The 22,256-nt window shown below is 65.0% G+C and carries 16 protein-coding genes; 7 read left to right on the top strand and 9 right to left on the bottom strand.

Annotation, left to right across the window (positions count from 1 at the left end):
• Positions 1-115 precede the first annotated feature (115 nt).
• Complete coding sequence (locus tag H145_RS0102445; protein ID WP_019946548.1) at positions 116-730, bottom strand: TetR/AcrR family transcriptional regulator; 615 nt, start codon at positions 728-730, stop codon at positions 116-118.
• Positions 731-971: 241 nt separating this feature from the next.
• Between H145_RS0102445 and ispF the strand changes: the two genes are divergently transcribed.
• From ispF to H145_RS19600, 5 genes are all read left to right on the top strand, one after another.
• The gene (ispF, locus tag H145_RS0102440) at positions 972-1,451 is read left to right on the top strand and encodes a 2-C-methyl-D-erythritol 2,4-cyclodiphosphate synthase (protein WP_019946547.1); all 480 of its coding nucleotides are present in this window, start codon (positions 972-974) and stop codon (positions 1,449-1,451) included.
• Between the two features lie 119 nt (positions 1,452-1,570).
• Positions 1,571-3,247, top strand: coding sequence for a M28 family peptidase (locus tag H145_RS0102435; protein WP_019946546.1), 1,677 nt, complete (start codon positions 1,571-1,573; stop codon positions 3,245-3,247).
• A 98-nt stretch (positions 3,248-3,345) separates the two neighbouring features.
• On the top strand, positions 3,346-4,995 hold the full coding sequence (locus tag H145_RS0102430; RefSeq protein ID WP_026351213.1) for a M28 family peptidase: 1,650 nt from the start codon (positions 3,346-3,348) through the stop codon (positions 4,993-4,995).
• A gap of 171 nt (positions 4,996-5,166) precedes the next feature.
• Entirely contained in the window at positions 5,167-6,573 is a 1,407-nt protein-coding gene (locus tag H145_RS0102425) for a LutB/LldF family L-lactate oxidation iron-sulfur protein (RefSeq protein WP_019946544.1), read from the top strand.
• A 128-nt stretch (positions 6,574-6,701) separates the two neighbouring features.
• Entirely contained in the window at positions 6,702-7,772 is a 1,071-nt protein-coding gene (locus H145_RS19600; protein ID WP_019946543.1) for a hypothetical protein, read from the top strand.
• Positions 7,773-7,793: 21 nt separating this feature from the next.
• On the opposite strand, the gene sdaAA is transcribed toward H145_RS19600, so the two are convergent.
• Together sdaAA and msrB are read right to left on the bottom strand one after the other, a co-directional pair.
• Positions 7,794-8,699 (bottom strand): L-serine ammonia-lyase, iron-sulfur-dependent, subunit alpha, encoded by a 906-nt coding sequence (gene sdaAA, locus H145_RS0102415; RefSeq protein ID WP_019946542.1) that lies wholly within the window; start codon positions 8,697-8,699, stop codon positions 7,794-7,796.
• Positions 8,700-8,939: 240 nt separating this feature from the next.
• On the bottom strand, positions 8,940-9,398 hold the full coding sequence (gene msrB, locus H145_RS0102410) for a peptide-methionine (R)-S-oxide reductase MsrB (protein WP_019946541.1): 459 nt from the start codon (positions 9,396-9,398) through the stop codon (positions 8,940-8,942).
• 145 nt (positions 9,399-9,543) lie between these two features.
• Here msrB and H145_RS0102405 point away from each other — a divergent pair, with 145 nt between their 5' ends.
• Complete coding sequence (locus H145_RS0102405; protein ID WP_019946540.1) at positions 9,544-11,052, top strand: bifunctional ADP-dependent NAD(P)H-hydrate dehydratase/NAD(P)H-hydrate epimerase; 1,509 nt, start codon at positions 9,544-9,546, stop codon at positions 11,050-11,052.
• 167 nt (positions 11,053-11,219) lie between these two features.
• On the opposite strand, the gene H145_RS19595 is transcribed toward H145_RS0102405, so the two are convergent.
• The 3 genes from H145_RS19595 to pafA form a co-directional block, all read right to left on the bottom strand.
• Positions 11,220-12,119, bottom strand: a complete 900-nt coding sequence (locus tag H145_RS19595) for a UbiA family prenyltransferase (RefSeq protein ID WP_019946539.1) — start codon at positions 12,117-12,119, stop codon at positions 11,220-11,222.
• Between the two features lie 162 nt (positions 12,120-12,281).
• On the bottom strand, positions 12,282-12,866 hold the full coding sequence (locus H145_RS0102395) for an inorganic diphosphatase (RefSeq protein ID WP_019946538.1): 585 nt from the start codon (positions 12,864-12,866) through the stop codon (positions 12,282-12,284).
• Positions 12,867-13,232: 366 nt separating this feature from the next.
• Entirely contained in the window at positions 13,233-14,948 is a 1,716-nt protein-coding gene (pafA, locus tag H145_RS0102390; protein WP_019946537.1) for an alkaline phosphatase PafA, read from the bottom strand.
• 289 nt (positions 14,949-15,237) lie between these two features.
• Here pafA and H145_RS19590 point away from each other — a divergent pair, with 289 nt between their 5' ends.
• On the top strand, positions 15,238-15,936 hold the full coding sequence (locus tag H145_RS19590) for an HAD family hydrolase (RefSeq protein ID WP_019946536.1): 699 nt from the start codon (positions 15,238-15,240) through the stop codon (positions 15,934-15,936).
• A 275-nt stretch (positions 15,937-16,211) separates the two neighbouring features.
• On the opposite strand, the gene H145_RS23880 is transcribed toward H145_RS19590, so the two are convergent.
• The 3 genes from H145_RS23880 to H145_RS19585 form a co-directional block, all read right to left on the bottom strand.
• Positions 16,212-16,832, bottom strand: a complete 621-nt coding sequence (locus H145_RS23880) for a hypothetical protein (protein ID WP_019946535.1) — start codon at positions 16,830-16,832, stop codon at positions 16,212-16,214.
• A gap of 717 nt (positions 16,833-17,549) precedes the next feature.
• A complete protein-coding gene (locus tag H145_RS0102370) occupies positions 17,550-17,951 on the bottom strand; it encodes a hypothetical protein (protein WP_019946533.1) in 402 nt (133 codons plus the stop codon).
• Positions 17,952-18,014: 63 nt separating this feature from the next.
• Complete coding sequence (locus H145_RS19585) at positions 18,015-21,893, bottom strand: type IIG restriction enzyme/methyltransferase (protein ID WP_019946532.1); 3,879 nt, start codon at positions 21,891-21,893, stop codon at positions 18,015-18,017.
• Positions 21,894-22,256 lie beyond the last annotated feature (363 nt).

The raw sequence follows: 22,256 nt of genomic DNA, 5'->3' as shown, positions 1-22,256 counted from the left end.
GTTAGGGCTTAGGTGTTAGGGTTTAGTCGACAATGCTTGGGCGCTTTTGAGCCCAAGCTGGGCGAACTCGCTGCCAGGTTCTAAGCCCTAATACCTAAGCCCTGCTAGCAACAACTCATTCTTCCTCGGTTATCTGGCGGTACTCGTTGATGAGCTTGTGGCCTTTGAGCGTGACCATGCCCAGCAGAAAGTGCTCGTTGCAGGCCAGCTGCACCCGCGGCTGCCCGAACTGCACGTGCGGGAAAATATCGGCGTCGAACAGGATGTCGATCTGGGCCAGGCGCAGGCGCGAGAGCACTTCCACGTCGAGGTCGGTGCGGTAGAGGCCCTCGGCAATGCCGCGGCGCAGGTTGTCCTGAATCTGGGTGAGGATGTATTTGTTTTTGTGGTCGTGGAACAGCTGCCAGGCGGCCGGGTAATACTTGCGCAGATCGTGAATGGTGTTCGGGTTCACCTCCGAAAATTGCCGCTGGGCCCATTCCATCATGCGCACCATCTCATCGACGGCGTTTTCCGCCTCGCCGGCAATGCCTTCGCTCTCGCCCTGCACGCAGTGCAGGTGGCCGCCAATCACGCCCGAAACCAGGTCGTCCTTGTTGTCGAACCACTTGTAGAGCGTTTTTTTGGAGATGCCCAGGTCGGAAGCAATGTCGTCCATCGACACGCTTTTTATCCCGTTGCGGGTAAAAAGGGTCAGGGCGGATTGCAGAATTCGGTCTTTGATTTCCATATCGGAGTGCAAAGGTACGCAGGAAACTTTTAATGAGTTGTCAGTTTCCATATTTATTTCCGAATCTTCGGCCCCGACGCCGTGCCGGCTGGCTACTGCCTGATACTGAAACGATTCTCAGCTTTTACCGCCGCGCCGCCAATTGGTTGCAGACGAGCTACGGGTTTCGGTGGTGCGGTTTGGCTCGCGGGCGGCTGTTGGCCGAAACCGTAACTTGCCTGCTTTCCAACGCTTCTCTCCCATGAAAATCCGCACCGGCTTCGGCTACGACGTTCATCAGCTCCAGGAAGGGCTGCCTTTCTGGCTTGGCGGCATCCTGGTGCCCCACACCCACGGCGGCCTCGGCCACTCCGACGCCGACGTGCTCATTCACGTCATTTGCGACGCGCTGCTGGGCGCGGCCAACCTGCGCGACATCGGCTTCCACTTCCCCGACACCGACCCGCAGTATAAAGGTGTCGACTCGAAGCGTCTGTTGGCCGAAGTTGCGCGTCTGTTGCGCGAGCAAGGTTACACCATCGGCAACATCGACTCCACCATCTGCCTCGAAGCGCCCAAAGTCAACCCCCACATTCCCGAAATGCAGCGCGTGCTGGCCGAGGTGCTGGGCATCGAACCCGATGACATCAGCATCAAAGCCACCACCACCGAAAAGCTCGGTTTTGTGGGCCGCCGCGAAGGCGTGGCGGCGTATGCTTCGGTACTGATTGTGAAGCAGTAAAGTACCCACCTGTCATCCTGAGCATGTTGCGCTTAGAGCAAGGACGAAGGATAACAAAAGCATACGAATCAAAAGCCTCAATCCCCAAGTCCCTCATTTCCAATCCCCAGTTCCCCACCATGCGCAAACCCTCCCTCCTCGCCTGCCTGCTGGCGGCGGGCGTTTCGGCCGCCTCCTGCGTAGCGCAGGCGCCCACGGCCTCCACCAAAGCCCCGGCCACCACCACGGCCCCGGCCGTCGCCACCGGCACGGCCGCTGCCACCACCGCTGCCGACCCGGCCCGCACCTACGCCGAAACCATCACCCAGGCCGATTTGCGCCAGCACCTCACCATTCTGGCTTCGGATGCGTACGAGGGCCGCGAAACCGGCGAGAAGGGCCAGAAAATGGCCATGGAGTACCTGGCCAAGCAGTTTGCCGACCTCGGCCTGCAGGGCCCGGTGAAAGGCTCCGACAACCCCTACATCCAGCACTTCACGATGGTGCGCAGCAGCTGGGCCGACGGCGCCACGCTCAAAATCGGCTCCGACACCTACAAGTGGCTCACTGATTTCTACGCCTTCGGCGGCCGAGGTTTTGTGGCTCCCACGGCCGTGCAGCCCGTTTTTGCCGGCTACGGCATCGAGCAGGACGGCTACTCCGACTATGCCAGCCTGGGCGACGTGAAGGGCAAGGACCTGCTGATTCTGCTGGGCGAGCCTCAGACGGCCAAAGGCACCGCGCTGCTGGGCAAAGACGGCCAGAACAGCAAGTGGGGCCAGGATTTCCGGGCCAAGCTGACGGTGGCCGCCCAGAAGGGCGCCCGCTCGGTGTTCTTCGTTGACTTCGACCCCAACAGCAACTTCGAGAAGCTCTCGGCCCGCATGGCACCCTACATCAGCCGGCCCAGCATTGCCTTCAAGGATGCCAAGGAAGGCGCCATCCGCCCAACGGCCTACTTCGTGTCGCCGGCCGTGGGCTACAAGCTGCTCGGCACCAATGCCCAGACGGTGCCCAAGTATGCGGCGGCCGTAACCAAAGCCGCTAAGCCGGTGGTCAGCCCGTTCCGGCCCGCCAAGGCCACGGTATTCGCCCCGCGCAAAAACGAGGATTTCGTGACCGAGAACGTGATGGGCTACCTCGAAGGCACCGACCGCAAGGAGGAGCTGGTGATTCTGTCGGCCCACTACGACCACATCGGCATCATCAACGGCGAAGTGCACAACGGCGCCGACGACGACGGCTCGGGCACGGTTACGGTGCTGGAAATGGCCCAGGCCTTCCAGAAAGCCAAAGCCGAGGGCCACGGCCCCCGCCGCAGCATCCTGTTCCTGGCCGTAACGGGCGAGGAAAAAGGCCTGCTGGGCTCCGAATACTACACCGACCACCCCGTTTTCCCGCTCGAAAACACGGTAGTCGACCTGAACACCGACATGGTGGGCCGCACCGATAAGGAGCACGAGGGCAAGGGCGATTACGTGTACGTTATCGGCTCCGACAAGCTGAGCTCGGAACTGCACACCATTCTGCAGGCCCAGAACGAGAAGTACACCAACATCGACCTCGACTTCCGTTTCAACGACCCCGAGGACCCCAACCGCTTCTACTACCGCTCCGACCACTACAACTTCGCCAAGCACGGCATACCGGTGGCGTTCTTCTTCAACGGCGTGCACGACGACTACCACGGGCCGGGCGACGAAGTAGAGAAAATCGAGTTCCCGAAGATGGAGAAGCGCGCCCGCCTCGTGTTCTACACCGCCTGGGACCTGGCCAACCGCGACAAGCGCATCGTGGTAGACTCGAACAAGAAGTAAGGCTGTAAGTAGTTTGAGCAGCGTGTTTCAGCTGGTTTCTCATCCGGAGAGCTGGCTGAAACACGCTGCTCCCGTTTGTTCTCCATTTGTTGCTCTCTATGAAAACCCTTATCCTGACTCTAGGCGCGATGCTGGCAATGATGGCCCCGGCACGGGCACAGACTACCAGTACTACCACTGCTGAAGCCGGGGCGGCCACTCGTTTTGCCGAGGCCAGCATCACGCCCACTGCGTTGCGCCGCCACCTTACGGAGTTGGCTTCGGATGCGTACCAAGGGCGCGGCACCGGGCAGGCAGGTCAAAAAAAGGCGGCGGCTTACCTGGCCGAGCAGTTCCGGCAGCTAGGGCTACAAGCTCCAGACCTGACAAGTGCCACGCGGTATCTGCAGCCGTTCAGTATCGTGGAAACGGTGCCTACGGCGCCAGGCACAATAGAAGTAGGCAACCAAAAATTTCAAGGACTCCAGGATTTCGTACGCTTCGGCTCGTCTATGTTTCCGGCAGGTGTTACGCCCGCCGACCCGGTATTCCGGGGTTTTGGCATTGAAACCAGCAATTATCACGACTACAGCGGCCAGCCAGACGTGCGCGGCAAAGATGTAGTGGTGTTGCAGGGAGAACCCAACAATGGCCTGGGGCGCTACCTGTTTTCAGGTTCCAAGCAGGAAAGTGAGTGGTCGTCGGTGATGCGCAAGGCGTACATGGCCCGCGAACAAGGCGCCCGTAGCCTAACGGTGGTCAGCTACGCCACAGCCAACTCATTCCAGAAGCTGGCCCGGCCTATGCTGGGCTACCTGGCGGCCCCTAGCTATTCGCTGACCACGCCGGTTTTGTCGCCTACCGCGCCGGGCCTGATGCTGGAGTTTCAGCCCGCCTATATTAGTACGTTTATTACTAATGGGCCACTAGGCATGGCATTATTTGGCACCACCGAGGCCGTTTTGCGACGCTATGAAACCGAATGCTACAAGCAAAGCAAACCCGTAGCTGCCGAGTTTAAGTTGCTGCCATTTCAGGTGGAGCTGCCGGAAGCCCGACTGGAATTAGCCACTGAAAACGTGTTAGCTATGGTGGAAGGAACTGATAAGAAAGACGAAGTGCTGGTAATTTCAGCGCATTACGACCATATCGGTATGCGCCACGATACCATATTTAATGGAGCCGATGAAGACGCCTCCGGGGTTAGTGCTGTGCTGACCATGGCCAAAGCCTTCCAGGATGCCCGGGCGGCAGGCCTGGGCCCGCGCCGCAGTGTGCTGTTTCTGCTGACGGCGGCCGAAGAAAAGGGCATGCTCGGGTCGGAGTACTATGCGGTAAATCCGGCAGTGCCTTTAGCCCAAACCATTGCCAACCTTAACCTGGCCATGCTGGGCCGCACCGACAAGCGCCACACGGGCAAGGCGCCTTACGTGTACATCGTTGGCTCCGACCGGCTTAGCACTGAGTTGCATCAAATTAGCGAAGCTACCAATGCTCGTAGTAGCCGCCTTGCCCTCGACTACACCTACAACGCAGCCACCTCCCCTGACCAGCTCTATTACCGCTCCGACCAGTACAACTTTGCCCGTTACGGGGTGCCCGCCATGGCCTATACCAGCGGCCTGCACGCTGACTACCATAAGCCAACGGATGATGCAGAGAAAATAGAGTTTGAGAAGCTGATGGCCCGCGCCCGCCTCGTGTTCTACACCGCCTGGGACCTGGCCAACCGCGACAAGCGCATTGTAGTCGACTCAAACAAGAAGTAGCCTAGCTGTTAACTGTTAGCTGTTATAAAGGGACGTCGTTCTGGGCTAAGCAAAAGGCCTTGTCACGCTAAAACGAGTCGTTATTCCGATATTCGTTGAGGCGCAACAAGGCTCTTGCTTCAGCAGGATGACGTTCTTTTTGTTTAGCCTATTCAACGACACCCCATTGCTATGAAGCCGACTGCCGCCCCTGCCCCCACCAAAGCCGCCAAAGCGGCCCAGTTCCTGGTCGACACCGACCGTAAGGCCTTCGACCTGGAGCACCGGCGCAAAATCCGCTTCAACATCGGCAAGTACAACGCGGCCGTTAGCACCGGCATGGGCTTCTACGCCGACCACGAGCTGGCCCGCAGCCGGGCGTCGTACCTGAAAACGGAAGTCATCAACCACCTCGATGAGTACCTGCTGCAGTTCGAGGAGAACTTCACCAGGCGCGGCGGCAAGGTAATCTGGGCCCGCGATGCGGAAGAGGCTTTGACCGAAGTGGGCCGGATTATGGAGCGCCGCAAGGCCCGCACCGTGGTAAAGGCCAAGAGCATGACCACCGAGGAAATCCACCTCAACAAATACCTGGAGAAGCGCGGTATCGAGTCGGTGGAGACGGATTTGGGCGAGTTCATCGTGCAGCTCAACGGCGAGCGGCCCTACCACATCGTCACGCCCGCCATGCACCTGAGCAAGGCCGATATTGCCGATATCTTCGTCAAGCACCTCGGTATCGAGCACACCGATGATGCCCAGCAGCTCGTGCTCACGGCCCGCCACCTGCTGCGCGATAAGTACACCGCCGCCGAAGTGGGCATTACGGGCGGCAACTTTCTGGTGGCTGATACGGGGGCGGTCTGCGTGACCGAAAACGAGGGAAACGCCCGCCTGTCGGCCACGTTTCCACACACCCACATTGCCATCGTGGGCATCGAAAAGGTGATTCCGCGGCTGCGCGACCTGGATTTGTTCTGGCCGCTGCTCAGTACCAGCGGCACCGGCCAGCAGCTCACGGTGTACAACACCATTTACACCGGCCCGCGCCAGCCGCTGGAAAAGGACGGCCCAGAGGAAATGTTCGTGATTCTGCTCGACAACGGCCGCACCAACCTGCTGGCCCAGCCCGAGCAGCGCGAGGCCCTGAACTGCATCCGTTGCGGCGCCTGCCTGAACGTGTGCCCGGTGTACAAGAATATAGGAGGCCACAGCTACGAGGCCACCTACTCGGGCCCCATCGGCTCGGTAATTACGCCGCACCTCGCGGGGATGGAGGAAAACAAGCACCTGAGTTTCGCCAGCAGCCTGTGCGGGGCCTGCACGTCGGTGTGCCCGGTGAAAATTCCCATCCATAACCTGCTGCTCAAAAACCGCCAGCAAAGCGTGCAGCAGGGCTATACCGACCCCGAGGAACGCCGCGCCATTAGCCTCTGGCTGCACGGTATGAAGCGCCGCTGGGTCTGGGACCTGGCCCCCGCTTCGGCCAAGAACTGGGTGCTGAGCCGCCTGCTGGGTCAGGTCGGCTGGAGCAAGCGCCGCGACGCCGTACAAGTAGCCCCCAAAACGTTCCGGCAGCTGTGGAAGACGCGGAAGTGAAGCTTCAATATTTATAAAGCCTTATTTTATACTACCCTTGTTCTTGCCCTACGGGGCTCCGGCTTAGCCAACCCCGGCGGCCCATCGGCAGTACAAGGCGGGCGGCCTGTTACGGCGCCGCCGAGCTTATGCCGGATAGTATACTGCGCGCGCTGGCACTGGGGGTCGGCATTTTTCTGGTGATAAGCACCCTGTTCGGGGCCGTACGCTCGTTCGTGCTGCCGCGCAACGAAAGCGTGCTGCTTAGCAACCTGGTCTTTCGGAGCATCCGGGTGCTGTTCTGGGCCGTGGCCCGGCTGGGTCGCACCTATGCTCAGCGCGACCGGGTAATGGCCCTCTACGCCCCCATTGGCCTGATTATGCTGCCAATCGTGTGGCTGGCGCTGCTGAGCGTGAGCTACACGCTTATCTTCTGGGCGCTGGGCGAAGGCCACCTGGAGCGCTGCTTCCGCATCAGCAACAGCTCGCTGCTCACGCTGGGCTCGGAGGAACCCAGCCATAACATGTGGGCCAATATCATCTCCTACTCCGAGGCCACGCTGGGGCTGCTGCTGCTCACGCTGCTCATCTCCTACCTGCCCACCATGTACCAGGCGTTTTCGCGGCGCGAGCTGACGGTGGCCCGCTTGGAGCTGCGGGCCGGCGGCAAGGCCTCGGCCCCCGAGCTGATTCGCTGGCTCGACCGCACCAACGCCCTGCGCGACGAGCAGCAGCAGTGGCAGGACTGGGAGCAGTGGTTTATCGAAATCGAGGAAACCCACACCTCGCTGCCCATCCTGTCGTTCTTCCGCTCGCCCCAGCCCGGCCGCTCCTGGGTGACCACGGCCGGCCTCATCCTCGATACGGCCGCGCTGGTGACCAGCAGCCTCAACCAGCCGCTCAATCCGCACCTGGAAGTGTGCTTCAAGGCCGGCTGCGTGGCGCTGAACCGGGTGGGGCGGTTTTTTCACTTCGACGAGGACGCCGACCACTCGCCCGACGACCCCACCACCCGCGCCAGCTTCGACCAGGCTTATGAGCAGCTGCGCGAGGCCGGCTTCGAGCTGCACGCCGAGCAGGAGGCCTGGACCAAGTACGCCGAGCTGCGCGCCCGCTATGCCCGTGCCGTAGCCCACCTGGCCCGCCTCACCACCGACCCCAGCGGCGACCTGGACAACAAATGGCTGGTAACGAAGGGGGCTGAAGACCCGGCCAGGTAAACCGGTCGGTTCCCGCCGCCCCTACTCCCCGTCCTCGTCGGGCAGAATCTGGACGTCCTGCACGAGCACCATTTTCTCGATTTCGCGGCCGCGGGGGGTGTTGGCGAGGCCCCCGAGGGCGGTTTCCTTGTAGCGGGTTTCCATGCTTTCGCCCACTTCGCCCAGCGCCGCCACGCACTGGTCGACGGGGATGACGGGGTTGACGCCGGCAATGGCAATCTGGGCCGAGCTGAAGGCAATGGCGGCGGCCGAGGCATTGCGCACCACGCAGGGCACCTCCACGAGGCCCGCCACCGGGTCGCAAACGAGGCCCAGCATGCACTGGATGGTGATGGCCACGGCCGCGAAAACCTCCGAAACAGAGCCGCCCAGGCAGTACACAATGGCGCCGGCGCCCATAGCCGCGGCCGAGCCGGTTTCGGCCTGGCAGCCGCCCACGGCGCCGGCCAGCGAGGCGTTCTGCTCGATGATGAGCGCAATGCCGGCCGCCACCAGCAGCCCTTCCAGAATGGCGCGGTCTTCGAGCTTATGAATATCCTGGAGCGTGACGAGCACGCCGGGCAGGATGCCCGAGGCGCCGGCCGTGGGCGCGGCCACCACCCGGCCCATGCACGAGTTGACCTCCTTGGCCCCCAGCGCCCGCGTCACGAGGTTCTTGAACTCGGGCGACAGCACGGTGATGGGCGAGGCGGCAATTTTCTTGGCCCCGTTGTTCACCATGCCCGAGCGCGAAGTCATGTCGGCGGTCAGGCCGGTGTGCACGGCGTCGCGCATCACGTCGTAGGCGCGCTGCAGGCCGTCCCAGATTTGCGCCTCGGTGCGGCCTTTCTGCTCGATTTCGTACATGAGCACGGGCTGGTAAAGCGGTTCGTTGGTCGACGAGCAGTGGGCCTGCCAGCTGTTGAAATCGGTGAAGAGCAGAGACATGGGCGGGGTGGGAAATGGGAGCGGGCGAGGCCTCGCCCCCGGTGGCAGGGAAGACGGTACGCGCATAACCGGCGCCGCGCGGTGGGAGTGCAAAAATCGGCAGAAATTCCTCGGCCCCGGCTACGGGGCCGCCACCTTTTAGGCGGGCCTGATTTGGTGCCGGGCCGGGCGGCCACAACAAAGCCCTTCCGCACGGGGCGAAAGGGCTTTTAGCAGAAACAGCGAAGCCGATAAAAGAACCTACGCCTCCTGCTTTTCGCTCACCAGCTGCACGCTGGCCGAGTTGATGCAGAGCCGCACGCCGGAGGGCGCCGGGCCGTCGGGGAAGGCGTGGCCCTGGTGGGCGTCGCAGGTGTTGCAGAGCACCTCGATGCGCGTCATGCCGTAGCTGGTGTCCTTTTTGTACTTGAGGGCGTTTTCGGTGACGGGCTGGGTGAAGCTGGGCCAGCCGGTGCCCGAGTCGAACTTGGTGCGCGAGTCGTAGAGCGGGGTAGCGCAGCAGACGCAGGCGTAGAGGCCCGCTTCGTGGCTTTCGCAATGCTCGCCGCTGAAGGCGCGCTCGGTGCCGTGCTCGCGCGTGACGTGGTACTGCTCGGGGGTGAGCTGCTTTTTCCACTCGGCGTCGGTTTTCTCCACGCGCTTATCGGGGGCCGGGCTGCCGTGGTTGGCCAGCCGGATGATATCGTTCCAGGTTTGCATAAGATGATCGGGTTAGAGGATGGCGGGCCGCCGGGCGGCCCAGGTTACAAACGCGCCGACCGGCTTGGAAGTTTTAGGCGGGCGGTTTCCCGCGCCGCCGGGTCCTTTGGTGTATCTCTCGAAGCCCGCCCACGGTATAGAGAAGATGAAACTCCTCTCCCCCGCCCAGACCCGCGCCCTCGACCAGGCTACCATTAAAGCCCAGCACATCACCTCGACCGCCCTGATGGAGCGGGCCGCCGACGCCGTGACCAACTGGCTCCTGGCTGAGCTGCTCCTCAGTTACAACACCGCCATCCACGTGTTTTGCGGGCCGGGCAACAACGGCGGCGACGGGCTGGCCGTGGCCCGCAGCCTACACCGCGCCGGCTACTCCGTGCGCCTCTGGCTGCTGCCCGCCGCCCGCCACTCGACTGACTTCACCCACCAGCAAAAGCAGCTGCCCGCCGAGCTGCCGGCCCGGGAAATCGACCCGGACAAGCTGCCCGCTATGGCAGCCGGGGCGGTAGTCGTGGATGCGTTGTTCGGCACGGGCCTGAGCCGGCCGCTGGCGGGCGATGCGGCGGCGCTGGTGCGGCATATCAACGATTCGGGCGCAACGGTAGTGGCGGTGGATATGCCCTCGGGCCTTTTCGCCGATGCGCCCCAGCCGGCCGACAGCGCCACTGTGCGGGCCAACTATACGCTTAGCTTCGAGCTGCCCAAGCTGGCTTTCCTGCTGCCCCAGAACGCCGATTTCGTGGGCGACTGGCGGCTGCTGCCGATTGGGCTCGACGCGGAAGTTATCCACAATACGGCGGTGGATAAGCATTTCGTGACGGCCGACGAGCTGCGGGGGCGGCTGCCCAGGCGGCCGAAGTTCAGCCACAAGGGCACCTTTGGGCACGCGCTGCTGCTGGCCGGCAGCAAGGGCAAGATCGGGGCGGCCGTGCTAGCGACCCGGGCCTGCCTGCGGGCGGGCGTGGGGCTGATGACGACCCGGGTGCCGGCCGTGGGCTACGACATCATCCAGATTTCGGACCCCGAAGCCATGTGCCTGGCCGACCCGGCCTCCGACCACATCACCGAGCTGCCCGAGCTGGATTCCTACGACGCCGTGGGCATCGGGCCGGGGCTGGGGCAGCACGACGACACCCGCGCGGTACTCCGGCAGCTGCTCGAAGAGGCCAAAGTCCCGCTCGTCATCGACGCCGACGCGCTGAACCTGCTGGGCGCCAACCCCGAGCTGCAGAAGCTGCTGCCGCCCGATTCGCTGCTCACGCCTCACCCCAAGGAGTTCGAGCGCCTCGTGGGCGCGCCCGCCCGCGACGACTACCACCGCTTGGAGCAGCTGCGCGACTTCGTGGGCCGCACCGGCTGCTACTGTATCATCAAAGGGGCCTACACCGTGCTGGCGGCGCCCGATGGCACCCTGTACTTCAACAGCACCGGCAACGCGGGCATGGCTACCGGCGGCAGCGGCGACGTGCTGACGGGCCTGCTGCTGGCCCTGCGCGCCCACCAGCGCCTCGCCCCGCTCGACGCCGCCCTGCTGGGCCTGCACGCCCACGGCCGCGCCGGCGACCTGGCCCTGCCCCACACCGGCCACGCCGGCCTGCTCGCCTCGGATATCGTGCGCTTCCTGGGGCCGGCGCTGGAGGAGCTGGTGAGATAGTGAGATGGTGAAATGGTGAGTTTGATGTTCTAAGGGCCTAGGGTAGCGAAAGGCACGGCCCCGGCCCCAAAATAGCAGCCGCAACCACTACCCAACGGCCCCAAACGAGCAGTCCGCGCCCCCAGGCCTCCGGTACGTCAAACTCACCATTTCACCAACTCACCATTTCACCTCCCCACCGCCAGCCACACCGCCACGAACTGCACGACCATGACGCCATCGGTCAGCAGGGCGAAGTAGTAGTCGGGGCGGCCTTCCTCGGCGTACCAGATGACGGCGGCGGCCAGGCCCAGCGGCAAAACCAGTGCCGCGGCGTGGGCCACCGACACGCCCGGCGGCACGAGCACGGCCGCGGCCAGCAGCGCCGCCAGCCCCAGCCACTTGGTGGCCTGCACGCCCAGCACGCCCGGAAACGTGCGCGTGCCGGTCTGCAAATCCTTGGTGTAGTCGCGGATGTCGAAGACGAAGGCCAGGGCCAGAATCAGCAGGAAGCGGCGGGCGAACAGCACCAGCACCACCGGCGACGCCCAGTCGCGGCCCAGGTACAGGGCGGGTATCCAGACGGTGACGGCCGCCCAGACGTAGGCGATGAGGAACACCTTGAGCAGCGGCAAATCGCGCAGGGCCCACCAGCGGCCCCGGCGGCGCCACAGCGGCATCGAGTAGAGCACCGAGATAAGCGCCAAGTGGCCGCCGAACAGCGTGAGCGGCAGCAGGCGGGCATCGGTGAGGTAGAGCGCGCCCGCCACCGCGCCGGCCGCTACCGTGAGGGCCAGCAGCTGGGGCCGGTGGGCCCGGATCCACTGCTTGCGGCGGGTGGCGCCGGGCAGCTGGCCGTGCTTGTAGGGCAGCACGCTATCCAGGTTGTACAGGAAGAGGGTGGCGGCGAAGATCAGCCCGCCCAGCCGCACCGAGATGTGGACGCCCCAGAACAAAAACGTGGCCCACATCAGCCCCAACGCCGCCACCGACAGCCACACGCTGCTATACAGCACCGCATCGAGGGCGCGGCGCCACGCGGCGGCGGGCCGGCCGGGAGGTTGCGCAGACGGAGGGGCGGCTTCCATGCGGGCAAGTTAGGCAGCGGCTGGCAACAAAAACCCCGCCTGTCATCCTGAGCGCAGCGAAGGACCTATACAGAGGCTATTGTCAGATGATAGCTTCTGTATAGGTCCTTCGCTGCGCTCAGGATGACAGGCGGGGTTCGGGTAACCGGTTCGGCCGGACGCTTAGCCGTTGAGGGCCGCCGTGGCGGGAGCCTCTACGTGGTCGTTGCCGTTGGGGAAGGTCTGGTTGTAGAGCACGATGCTCTCCTCGATGATGCGGTAGGCCTCCTCGCGGGGCAGGAAGCGCTGCACCGTTACCGACTTATGCTCCAGGGCCTTGTAGTCTTCAAAGAAGCGCTGCATCTCGCGCAGCGTGTGGGGCGGCAGGTCGTCCAGCTCGTTGTAGTGGTTCACCGAGATGTCGTGGGCGGCCACGGCAATGATTTTGTCGTCCTCCTCGTCGCCGTCCACCATCTGCATCACGCCAATCACCTTAGCCTCCACGAGGCACATGGGCACGATTTCGACCGAGCACAGCACCAGGATGTCCAGCGGGTCCTTGTCGTCGCAGTAGGTTTTGGGGATGAAGCCGTAGGCGGCCGGGTAGTGCACGGCCGAGAACAGCACGCGGTCCAGCTTGAGCATGCCGCTGTCCTTGTCCAGCTCGTACTTGGCTTTGGAGCCCTTCGGGATTTCGATGATGCCGGTTACGGTAGTGGGCGTGTTGTCGCCGCGCGACACGTCGTGCCAGGGGTTGAATTTGGCCATGTTGGGGTAAGCTGTTTGCTAATAGCTGTTAGCTATTAGCTTGAAGGTGAGAAAACACAAGAAAGGGGCCGGCAGCGCCGGCCGGTCCGCAAATGCGGGCTGCAAAGGTAAGCAGACAAACCCAGCCAACGAACGAAAGCGAACAGCTAGTAGCTACCCTAAGTTGCGAGCTAGAGCTAACAACTAGTTCCCCTCCTTGGAAAGGAGGGGCTAGGGGTGGTTGAGGGCGTTGAACAACTAGTAGAACCGAATGCTGGCAACCGTTCTGGCAGCCTCTACCACCCCTAGCCCCTCCTTTCCAAGGAGGGGAACTAGTCCTAGCTCTAGCTCGCAACTTGGGGTAGCTAACCGCTCAACCCCAAAAACCTACCAGCCCAGCACCTCGCGCAGCGGCTCGCCCGTGCTGGCGCTCGGCTCCTGAATGTGGAGCCAGCGGGCAATGGTGGGGGCAATGTCGGTAATCCGGGCCGGGGCCGACGACTTGCCCGCCTTCACGCCCCAGCCCCAGAACAGCATCGGTACGTGCGTGTCGTAGGAGCTGGCCGAGCCGTGGGTGGTGCCGCGGTTCACGGGGTAGGAGTACGATTCGAGCCAGCCGGGCGAAAGCACCACCAGCACGTCGCCGCTGCGCTTGGGGAAGTAGCCGTTCTCCAGGTACATGAGCAGGCCGCTCTCCCAGTGCGAGCGTTGCACGTCGTCGGCGGCCAGCGCGCGGGTTACGCCGGCAAAGTCGAGCATCATCTCGGCCGTCAGGCGCTGTATCTGGTAGAGATTGAGCTTCTTCTGGACGATGAGCGGGCGGTTGAGGTACACCTGCTGGTTCTCGTAGCTGAGCACCCACTTGCCGGGACCCAGCGCGCGCACCAGCCGCTGCTGCAGCGAGTCGCGCATGAGGCGCGGGCCCACCGAACCGGCCGGCAGCTTGTGGGCGAGCAGGAAGTTGGGCGAGTGGGCGGCGGCGTGGTCGGCGCTCAGGAACACCAGCGCCTGCTTCTTGCCCACGGCTTTGTCGAGGTAGCTGAACAGGCGGGCCAGCTCCTGGTCGAGGCGCAGGTAGGTGTCCTCGGCCTCAATCGAGTTGGGCCCGAACTGGTGCCCGACGTAATCGGTGGAGCTAAAGGAGAGAGCCAGAAAGTCGGTGGTGCCGCGCTGGCCCATTTGCTCGGCCTGCAGCGCCGCCAGGGCAAAGTCCAGGGTCAGCGAGTTGCCGAACGGGGTCGAGCGGATGAGGCCCAGGTCGCGCACGGCGTCGGCCTTCTCGCCCTCGGCCTTGAGGGCGCCCTGCACGGCGGCCGGCAGCTGGGCGCTCAGGCGGGGCAGGTCGTGCGGGAACACCGGGCGCTCCTCGCCCTTGAACGGCGCTTCCCAGTCCACGTCGTCGGCGGTGCTTTCGGTGTACCGGGCAATGGGCAGCAGGGTGGTCCAGGGCTGGTCGAGGTACTTGTGGGCCCGGTTTTCGGCGTTGAACTGCGCGGCCCAGGCCGGCAGCTGCTGCATGTAGTGGGTGCTGCTGATGAAGGCCCCGTTGGCGCCATCGTACCAGTAGGCGGCGTTGGCGGCGTGGCCGGCCGGCAGAATCGAGCCCCGGTCCTTGATGCACACGCCAATCACCTTGCTCTCGAAGTTGGTGGCCAGCCGCAGCTCATCGGTGATGGTGGTGGCCAGCAGGTGGGCCGGCGACTGTTGGCCGGCCTCGCCGGTGCCGCCCACCGACTGCACGCGCTTGTCCTCGGTTACGTAGGTGCGCTGGCCGGTTTCGCGCACCAGCCAGTTGTTGCCCACAATGCCGTGGCCCGAGGGCGTGGTACCCGTGTAGATGCTCGCGTGCCCCGGCCCGGTGTAGGTGGGCACGTAGTTGTAGTGGGCATTCTCGTAGCTGAACCCCTCGCCCAGCAGCCGCCGGAAGCCCCCCTGCCCGTACTTGTTCCAGTAGCGGTAGAGGTAGTCGTAGCGCATCTGGTCCACCACGATGCCCACCACCAGCTTGGGGCGCTCCAGGGTTTGGGCAGGGTTCTTCTTCTTCTGGGCGAGGGCCGGCAGCGTCAGGGTGGCGGCCAGCAGCAGGGCAACGGGTGTTTTCAAGGCAACTATTGATAAGGCCGCGGCCCGAAAGCCGCGGGTGGTTCAGCGGGCAAAGGTAACCTACGGGCCCAAGACTGGCGTAGGAAGGGGGAACTCCAGTGTCGTCGTCCTCCGCGTGGCGCCTCACCCCCCGGCCCCCTCTCCGAAAAAGGAGAGGGGGTGCGTTCAATGACCAATTACGTCACTACACGAACGAGCCGCCGTGGCTCCCCCTCTCCTTTTTCGGAGAGGGGGCCGGGGGGTGAGGCGCCACGAGGAGGGCGACGAAATCAGCCTATCTACCACCCCCATGCCCTCCCCTTCCAATCCCTACGCCCTCATCTTCGACATGGATGGCGTCATCATCGACAATACCGCCGCCCAGGCCCGCGCGTTTCAGCTGCTGTTCCGCGACCTGGGCCTGACCACCAACGCCCGCCGGCTGCTGCGCCGCCTGAACGGGATGCCGGCCGGCCAGATTCTCAAAACGGTGTTCACCAACCCCGTCCCGGACAAGAAAATCGAGGAGTACGCCGCCCAGCGCGAGCTGCTGTACCGGGTGCTCTACTGGAACAAGCGCCAGGAAGTGGCCGGCCTGCGCGGCTTCCTGCAGGCGGCCCGCACAGCCGGCTTCCGCATCGCGCTGGGCACCGGCTCGGGCGACGATACCATCGCCTACATCCTCGACTACCTCGACCTGCGCCGCTACTTCGATGTGGTGGTGGGCAAAGACGACGTGACGAAGGGCAAGCCCCACCCCGACACCTACGCCACCACCGCCCGCAAGCTGGGCCTGCCCCCGCAGCAGTGCGTGGTGTTCGAGGATGCGCTGCTGGGCGAGCAGGCGGCCTACCGCGCCGGCATGCGCTGCATCGCCCTCAGCACTACCCTCAAGCCCTCCGACTTCCAGGCCCCGCTCCTCGTCATCCCCGACTTCACCCACCTCACGCCCGAGCGCGTGCTGGCGCTACTGGAGCAGCACCCCGAAGCCCCCAAGCCGAAGAAGTAGGCGCTTACGGCCACCCCACCCCCTAGCCCCCTCCCCTCCGGGAGAGGGGGAACTAGTTTCTAAAAACCCAAAGGCTAAAAGCTAGCTCCCCTCCTTGGAAAGGAGGGGCTGGGGATGGTTGACGACGCCGGAACGACACGGATAGCCCCAACCAATGTTCTGCTAGCCTCAACCACCCCCAGCCCCTCCTTTCCAAGGAGGGGAGCTAACTGCTAGAAGGCTAGAAACTAGTCCCCCCTCTCCCTGAGGAGAGGGGGCTAGGGGGTGAGGTACGCCTACTGCACCAGGCGGCTCAGCACTTCGGTGTAGGGCTGCTGGTCGTGGTCGCCGCCCACGGCGGCTACTTTGCAGTACACGCGGTCGGCCGATTTGCAGGCCGTGAGCAGCGCGTCGCCGTCGCGCACGACCACCGTCAGCCACTGGTTGTCGGGCTTGGTGGCGTCGAGGGTGTAGAGGTACTTGAGGGCCACGGCGTGGGGCGGGCGCTTGGCCTTGGCGCAGAGCGTGCCGGGCTGGGGGCCATCGACCAGCTGGAACTTGCCGGGCGCTTCGAGGGTGGTGTGCCGCTCGCGCTCCTTGCTCAGCGTGAGGCCCGAGCTGAGCAGGGCCGCCTCGTCGGTGGGGTACAGGCCGTTGGCCATCTGGGCCACCGCGTTCAGGGCCAGGTTGAGGGCCTGGCGGCGCTGGGCCAGCTCGGCGGTTTGGGTGGGCGTAGGGTGCAGCACGCTGGCCCCCGTCTGGTAGGGGGCCAGGGCGGCCTGCAGTACGGTGGTAAAGGCCTGGGCCTCGGGGTAGCGGGGGTTGTTGGCCAGACTGGTCAGGCAGTTCTGGGCCAGCGGACCGATGTCCATCTTGGATACTTCGGCATAATTGGTAATCAGCTTACGGGTTGCCATAAAAAACGCGACGGTAAAAGAGTTGACAGGAGAGAACGGCCCGCGGGCCCCGGCGCACCTGCGTTCTTTGCCACCATACTGCCCCGCGGCGGCCCCGGTGCCGCTTTTCGCTAAGCCGGCAGCGGCTTCCGACGCACCGAAGACCCTTTCCGGTGCGTCGGACAGCGTCTTCGGTGCGTGGGTTGGCGTTTCCGACGCACCGGAAGGCGTCTTCGGTGCGTTGGTTGGCGTCTTCGGTGCGTCGGACAGCGTTTTCGGTGCGTTGGTTGGCGTCTTCGGTGCGTCGGAAAGCGTCTTCGGTGCGACGAAGACGCCAACCAACGCACCGGACGGCGCGTTCGGTGCGACGAAAATGGCGGGGGTTGCGGGAGAAGCGGCGGGCAACGCTGCTGGCGGGCCGGGGGGCGCGGGGGGTGCGGGCGGGGGCACCGGGGGCGCAGAGACCGGGGCGGGGCCGGGCGGCAAACCAAGAGCTACACACGCGCACGAAGGGCTAGGAGTGGCACCCGCCGCGGCCGTAGCGGGCGCCGCACCGGCCCCGGCTCCGTCGGCTCCGACGTGGCTTCCAAGATAGCAGAACGCCCCGCTTCTGTGCAAGGGGGCGGGCACATTTATTTTCGCGTAAGCGCCTGAGGGCTTGTGGGCTACCGGCGGCGGGGCGCGGCCGGGGGCAGCCGGGGCCTGGGGCCGGAGCCGGGCGCGGGCCGGCGGCCCCCGCTAGGCCTGGTTGGCCATGATGAAGGTGTGGGCCGCGGCCTCGTCGGCGAAGTGGTAGTAGTGGGTTTTGCCCTTGGCCTGGGCCTGTATCTCGAAGGTAGCCAGCCGGGCCAGCACGGCGGTGGGCTGCACCACGGCTACGTGCACCACCGCGGGGCGCTCGATGCGGCCCTCCACCCAGTTCTCCACCATCCAGGCTTTGCAGGCGGGCGGCAAGGGGGGCAGGTTGCGGGCATCGGAGAGCAGGTAGTGCCAGCGGTTGCGCACCAGCAGCCGGGCCATGCGCGTGAGCAGCTCGGCCAGGGGCGCCACTTCGGCCGCACCGGCGCGGTAGCGCACCAGGGCGTAGCCGGCAGGGTGGGCCAGCAGCTCGCCGGCGGCGTTGCTATAGAGCGGAACCATAACGGAAAAGGATAGAAGTAACGTCGGGCAGACCATCAAATATACGACGGCCAACGGCGGGTATCAAGCGGGCAGGGCCATGCCGTAGCGGGCGGCCACCAGCGCGTCGATTTGCGCCTCCAGCGGGGTGGTATCGGCGGCGGCAGCGGCGGCTTTGGCGGCCAGCACCTGCTGCACCAGCCCGGCAATTTCGGCCTGCTGCGCGGGCGTGGCGGCGGGGATGGGGATTTGCGAGACGTAGGGCGTCTGCATTGCCAGGGCACCACCGGCCAGCTTTGAGGCTACACTATTCAAGAAGAACCAGACAAGTTTTGAGTTTAGCACCCCCAACAAATACTTATCATCTATAGGGATAATGAAGGTCTTGTTGTTGGAATACATGGCTTCTACTTCCAAAGTGAAAGCCTGGTACGTGGCAATTTCCTGCCACATAATCTTCGGCTTCTCGAACTCCTTATAGTAGGCAATGTTGTCTTGCACCTCAAACCATTTATAGCTTCCTGGCTTGCGGCCGGGCCATTCCTTTGCAGCCTGCCCAGTCAGACCTTTGGGGCGTGGTTCCAGCTGCTTGCGGAACTGTTCGAGGTAGGTCAATACTGCCGGGTACTCCTCTATATTGATGCCGTGCCGGGTAAAGAGCAGATAGTTTGTCGCAACCGGCTGACGGTACCGCTTTACATCCCGCCCAGCTAAGAAGGGCTTGATGATTTCCGCCGAACGGGGGTCTTTGTTAATCAGCTCGTCCCGCGTAGCGGCATCAATTACGAAAGCGACATTAGCGCCGGTTTTGATGCCATAGAAGATTTTTCCTTCCACATACTCGCCCAACGGCGTGCCGGCTGCTTTGAGTTGGGCCAGCAGGGCCTGGCTGGCGTCGTCGGCCAGGTTCCAGCCGGTGGGCTGCAAGCCGGCCTGCGTAACGGGGCGGGCGTGGGTGAGTGCCAGCGTATCGAGGTCGGGCGGGGGCAGCCGGGGCAGCAGCGCGGCCCGGAAGGAGCTGGCGGGCGCGGGCGCGGTGCGCTGCACCGATACGATGGCCGGGTAGGTGGTGGCCTCGGTGAACACGGGCAGGTCGCCGAAGTCGAGGAACTCGACGAGGGTGTGGTGTTCGGGCAGCCACTGGCGCAGCGCCCCGCCGTAGCCGGCGCGCAGCCACTTGTTGGGCGCGATGTACGACAGCTCGCCGCCGGGTTTCAGCAGGCCCAGCCCCAGCTCGATGAAGTACACGTAGAGGTCGGCCTTGCCGTCGAAGGTGGCAAAGCGCTGCTTGAAGATGGGCTTGAGGGCGGCGAAGGCTTCCTGCCGGATGTAGGGCGGGTTGCCGATGACGACATCGAAGCCCCGGAAGGCGCCCGTTTCGTCGAGCACCTCCGGAAACTCGAACCGCCACTCGAAGGCGTCGCGGTAGAGGGCTCCCTGCTCGTGGGCGTCTACGTCGGCCTGCAGCTTGTCGGCCAGCAGCTCCAGCCGCCGCAGCTCGAAGTGGCGCGCTTCGGCTTCCTTTCTGGTCTCGGGCAGGAGCGACACCTGCGTGTCGAGGACGATGCGCTGGTTGCGGTAGAGGCGCAGCTTCTCGCGCTTGGGGTCGCGCTTGTGCAGCACGGCCGTGAACTGCTGTTTGAGCTGCTGGAAGAAGTCGAGCAGGGCCGCCTTCTGCTCGCGCCCGCGGCTGCCGAAGTAGTCGTGGGCGGCGGCGCGGTACTGGGGCAGCGAGAACTTCTTCTGCCGGAACACGTCCGACAGGTCGGCATCGAGCGGGAAGCGGGCCAGCAGCGAGTTGCCGGTCTGCACGTTCAGGTCGAGGTTGGGCAGGGTTTCGAGCTCCCGGAAGTCGGTTTCGGGCTTGTAGTAAGCGTGCTTGAGCAGCTCAATCCAGAGGCGCAGCCTACAGATGCGCACCGAGTTGGGGTTGAGGTCGACGCCGAACAAAGCGTGCTCCATCAGGGCGCGCTTCTCGCTGAACAGGGCGCGCTGCAGGCGGGTACGCTCGGGGCCCACGGTGCGCCGCCCGGTATCGGCCGCGAAGGTGGCCACCCGGTAGGGGGCGGGCAGCCCGTCGAGGTCGGTTACCAGCAGCTCGTCGTGCTCCACTTCCAGCTGGTAGGGCAGGCGGGCGCCCTCCTCGTCGAGCAGCAGCCCCAGCCGGCATTTCAGGGCCAGCAGCTCGTTGAGGGCACTGACCAGGAAGTGGCCCGAGCCCACGGCGGGGTCGAGCACGGTGAGGGTGTTGAAGTAGGCGGCGGCCTGCTGGCGGCGGGCGCGGGGCAGCGGCAGCAGCTGGTCCTGCAGGTCGTCGAGGGTTTCGCAGGAAGCCAGCCCCGGCCAGTCGGGCGCGGTGCGGAAGTGGCGCAGCACGGTGCGGCCCAGCGTCTGGCGGGCCATGTACATGGTGATGAAGCCGGGGGTGTAGAACGAGCCGTCCTGGTAGCCGTTTATCTTCTCGAACACGAGCCCCAGCACGGCCGCCGACAGCAGCGGCCGCGCCCCCGCCCCGCCCCCGCCGCCCTCGGGCGCGGGCGTGGCGGCGGCCGTGGGGTCGGTGGCGAAGTCGTAGGCATCCAGAAAGTGCAGCAGGTAGGGCAACGCAGCCCACTGCGGGGCGGCGGCGGTGTGGCCCTTGCCCGTGGGCACGGCCGGGGCGCCCTTGCGGGCCAGCACCGAACCCGGAAACGGGGCCAGCCCCAGCCCGTCGCGCAGCCCGCTAATCTCCACGGTGAGGCCCTCCAGCTCGCTGGGCTCGAACAAGGACGAGTTGAGGTAGGGCACCTGCGGGAACTCCTGGGCCACGTCGGCCGAGCGCAACGCCTCGGGCCGGTTGAGTACCTCGAAGAACAGGGCCTGCACCTCGTCGTACTCGGGCAGGCGGGCGGGGGTGAGGAAGCGGAAGGCGTCGGCGGCGTCGGCGGGGTGGTAGCGCACGAGCTGGCCCTCCAGCAGCTTGAGGAACAACAGGCGGTTCACCCACATCAGGCACAACGCCAGGGCCACGCCCTCGCGCTGGGCTTCGAGGGTGGGGCCGTAGGCGAGGCGCTGGGCCAGGGGCAGGCGGTTGAGGTCGTGGCCGGTTTCGAGCTTGCGCAGGCAGTTTTCGAGCAGCGCGCCGGGCTGCCGCTCGCCCACCGGGCAGCGCCCGATGCGGCGCAGGCCCGCCTGCTTGTCTTCCTTGAGCCCCAGCAGGTACAGCAGCTCGTGGTAGAACTCCTGGTTGAGCGTGTTGGGGTCGCGCCGGCCCACGAGGGGCTCCTTGAGCAGGTAGGCGGGGTGGAACAGGCGGTAGAGGGCTTCCAGCTCGCGGGCCGCGGTGGGCAGGCCGGGACGCAAATCCACGTACACCACCGGCAGCTCGCCCGTCAGCTCCGTCAGCTTGGGGCCAGCAATGCGCTTGTAGAAGAACTCGACGTCGGTGCTGGCCTTGGCGCCGGCTTTCCACTCGGTAAAGGCCCGCACGAAGGCCTTGTCTTTCCAGAACCGGCGGTGGAAGTCGAGCGCATCGAACACGTACCACTCGTAGCCCGTCGTGATGATGAGGCGGCGGAAGTCGTCGGCCCGGTCGTCGGTGCGGTCTTCCAGGTAGTAGAGCAGCAGCTGGCGGAAGGCCTTGCGGTTGAGGTCGTCGGGGGCCAGCATCTCCTGGGCGTTCCTGGGGCCCTTCACCTCCAGCACCACGCCCACCGGCGAGTCGGCCGTGTCGCCGAGGTGCACCACCAGGTCGCGCCGGCCGCGCACGTTCACGTAGCGCGCCCCGCCCGCCTCGGGCCGGCTCACGGCCCTGAGGAAGTCCACGATGTGGGTTTCGCCGTGGCGCTCGATCTTGGTGGGGTCGAGGTGGCGCAGCAGCTCCGCCAGGTGGCCGCGGAAGTCGGCGAGCTGGGTTTCGGTGGGCCGCAGGCGGCGCAGCCCGGCCGTGGCAGCGGCCGGCGTGAGGATAGCGGGGTGTAGCATAGCCCCGGTAAGGTACGGCGCGGCGGCTGATTGGTCCGGCGGGTGGGCGTCGTCGGGCGGGCGTGGCGCCTCACCCCCCGGCCCCCTCTCCGGAAAAGGAGAGGGGGTGCGTTCAACGACTCTGGTGGGCGCCTCACCCGCCGGCCCCCTCTCCGGAAAAGGAGAGGGGGTGCGTTCAACGGCTCTGGCGGGCGCCTCACCCCCCGGCCCCCTCTCCGGAAAAGGAGAGGGGGTGCGTTCAACGACTCTGGTGGGCGCCTCACCCGCCGGCCCCCTCTCCGGAAAAGGAGAGGGGGTGCGTTCAACGGCTCTGGTGGGCGCCTCACCCCCCGGCCCCCTCTCCGGAAAAGGAGAGGGGGTGCG

It is taken from the genome of Hymenobacter aerophilus DSM 13606 (assembly GCF_000382225.1).
Classification (GTDB): Bacteria; Bacteroidota; Bacteroidia; order Cytophagales; family Hymenobacteraceae; genus Hymenobacter; species Hymenobacter aerophilus.
The sequence above is the reverse complement of the archived record's forward strand: the minus strand, read 5'-3'. Positions and strand labels throughout refer to the sequence as shown.

Coding starts and splice junctions, on each gene's coding strand:
- ispF (WP_019946547.1), top strand. CDS start 972: ATGAAAATCCGCACCGGCTTCGGCTACGACGTTCATCAGCTCCAGGAA.
- H145_RS0102370 (WP_019946533.1), bottom strand. CDS start 17,951: ATGGTTCCGCTCTATAGCAACGCCGCCGGCGAGCTGCTGGCCCACCCT.
- H145_RS19595 (WP_019946539.1), bottom strand. CDS start 12,119: ATGGAAGCCGCCCCTCCGTCTGCGCAACCTCCCGGCCGGCCCGCCGCC.
- sdaAA (WP_019946542.1), bottom strand. CDS start 8,699: ATGTCTCTGCTCTTCACCGATTTCAACAGCTGGCAGGCCCACTGCTCG.
- H145_RS0102430 (WP_026351213.1), top strand. CDS start 3,346: ATGAAAACCCTTATCCTGACTCTAGGCGCGATGCTGGCAATGATGGCC.
- H145_RS0102445 (WP_019946548.1), bottom strand. CDS start 730: ATGGAAATCAAAGACCGAATTCTGCAATCCGCCCTGACCCTTTTTACC.
- H145_RS19590 (WP_019946536.1), top strand. CDS start 15,238: ATGCCCTCCCCTTCCAATCCCTACGCCCTCATCTTCGACATGGATGGC.
- H145_RS0102405 (WP_019946540.1), top strand. CDS start 9,544: ATGAAACTCCTCTCCCCCGCCCAGACCCGCGCCCTCGACCAGGCTACC.
- H145_RS19600 (WP_019946543.1), top strand. CDS start 6,702: ATGCCGGATAGTATACTGCGCGCGCTGGCACTGGGGGTCGGCATTTTT.
- H145_RS0102395 (WP_019946538.1), bottom strand. CDS start 12,866: ATGGCCAAATTCAACCCCTGGCACGACGTGTCGCGCGGCGACAACACG.
- msrB (WP_019946541.1), bottom strand. CDS start 9,398: ATGCAAACCTGGAACGATATCATCCGGCTGGCCAACCACGGCAGCCCG.
- H145_RS19585 (WP_019946532.1), bottom strand. CDS start 21,893: ATGCTACACCCCGCTATCCTCACGCCGGCCGCTGCCACGGCCGGGCTG.
- H145_RS0102435 (WP_019946546.1), top strand. CDS start 1,571: ATGCGCAAACCCTCCCTCCTCGCCTGCCTGCTGGCGGCGGGCGTTTCG.
- H145_RS23880 (WP_019946535.1), bottom strand. CDS start 16,832: ATGGCAACCCGTAAGCTGATTACCAATTATGCCGAAGTATCCAAGATG.
- H145_RS0102425 (WP_019946544.1), top strand. CDS start 5,167: ATGAAGCCGACTGCCGCCCCTGCCCCCACCAAAGCCGCCAAAGCGGCC.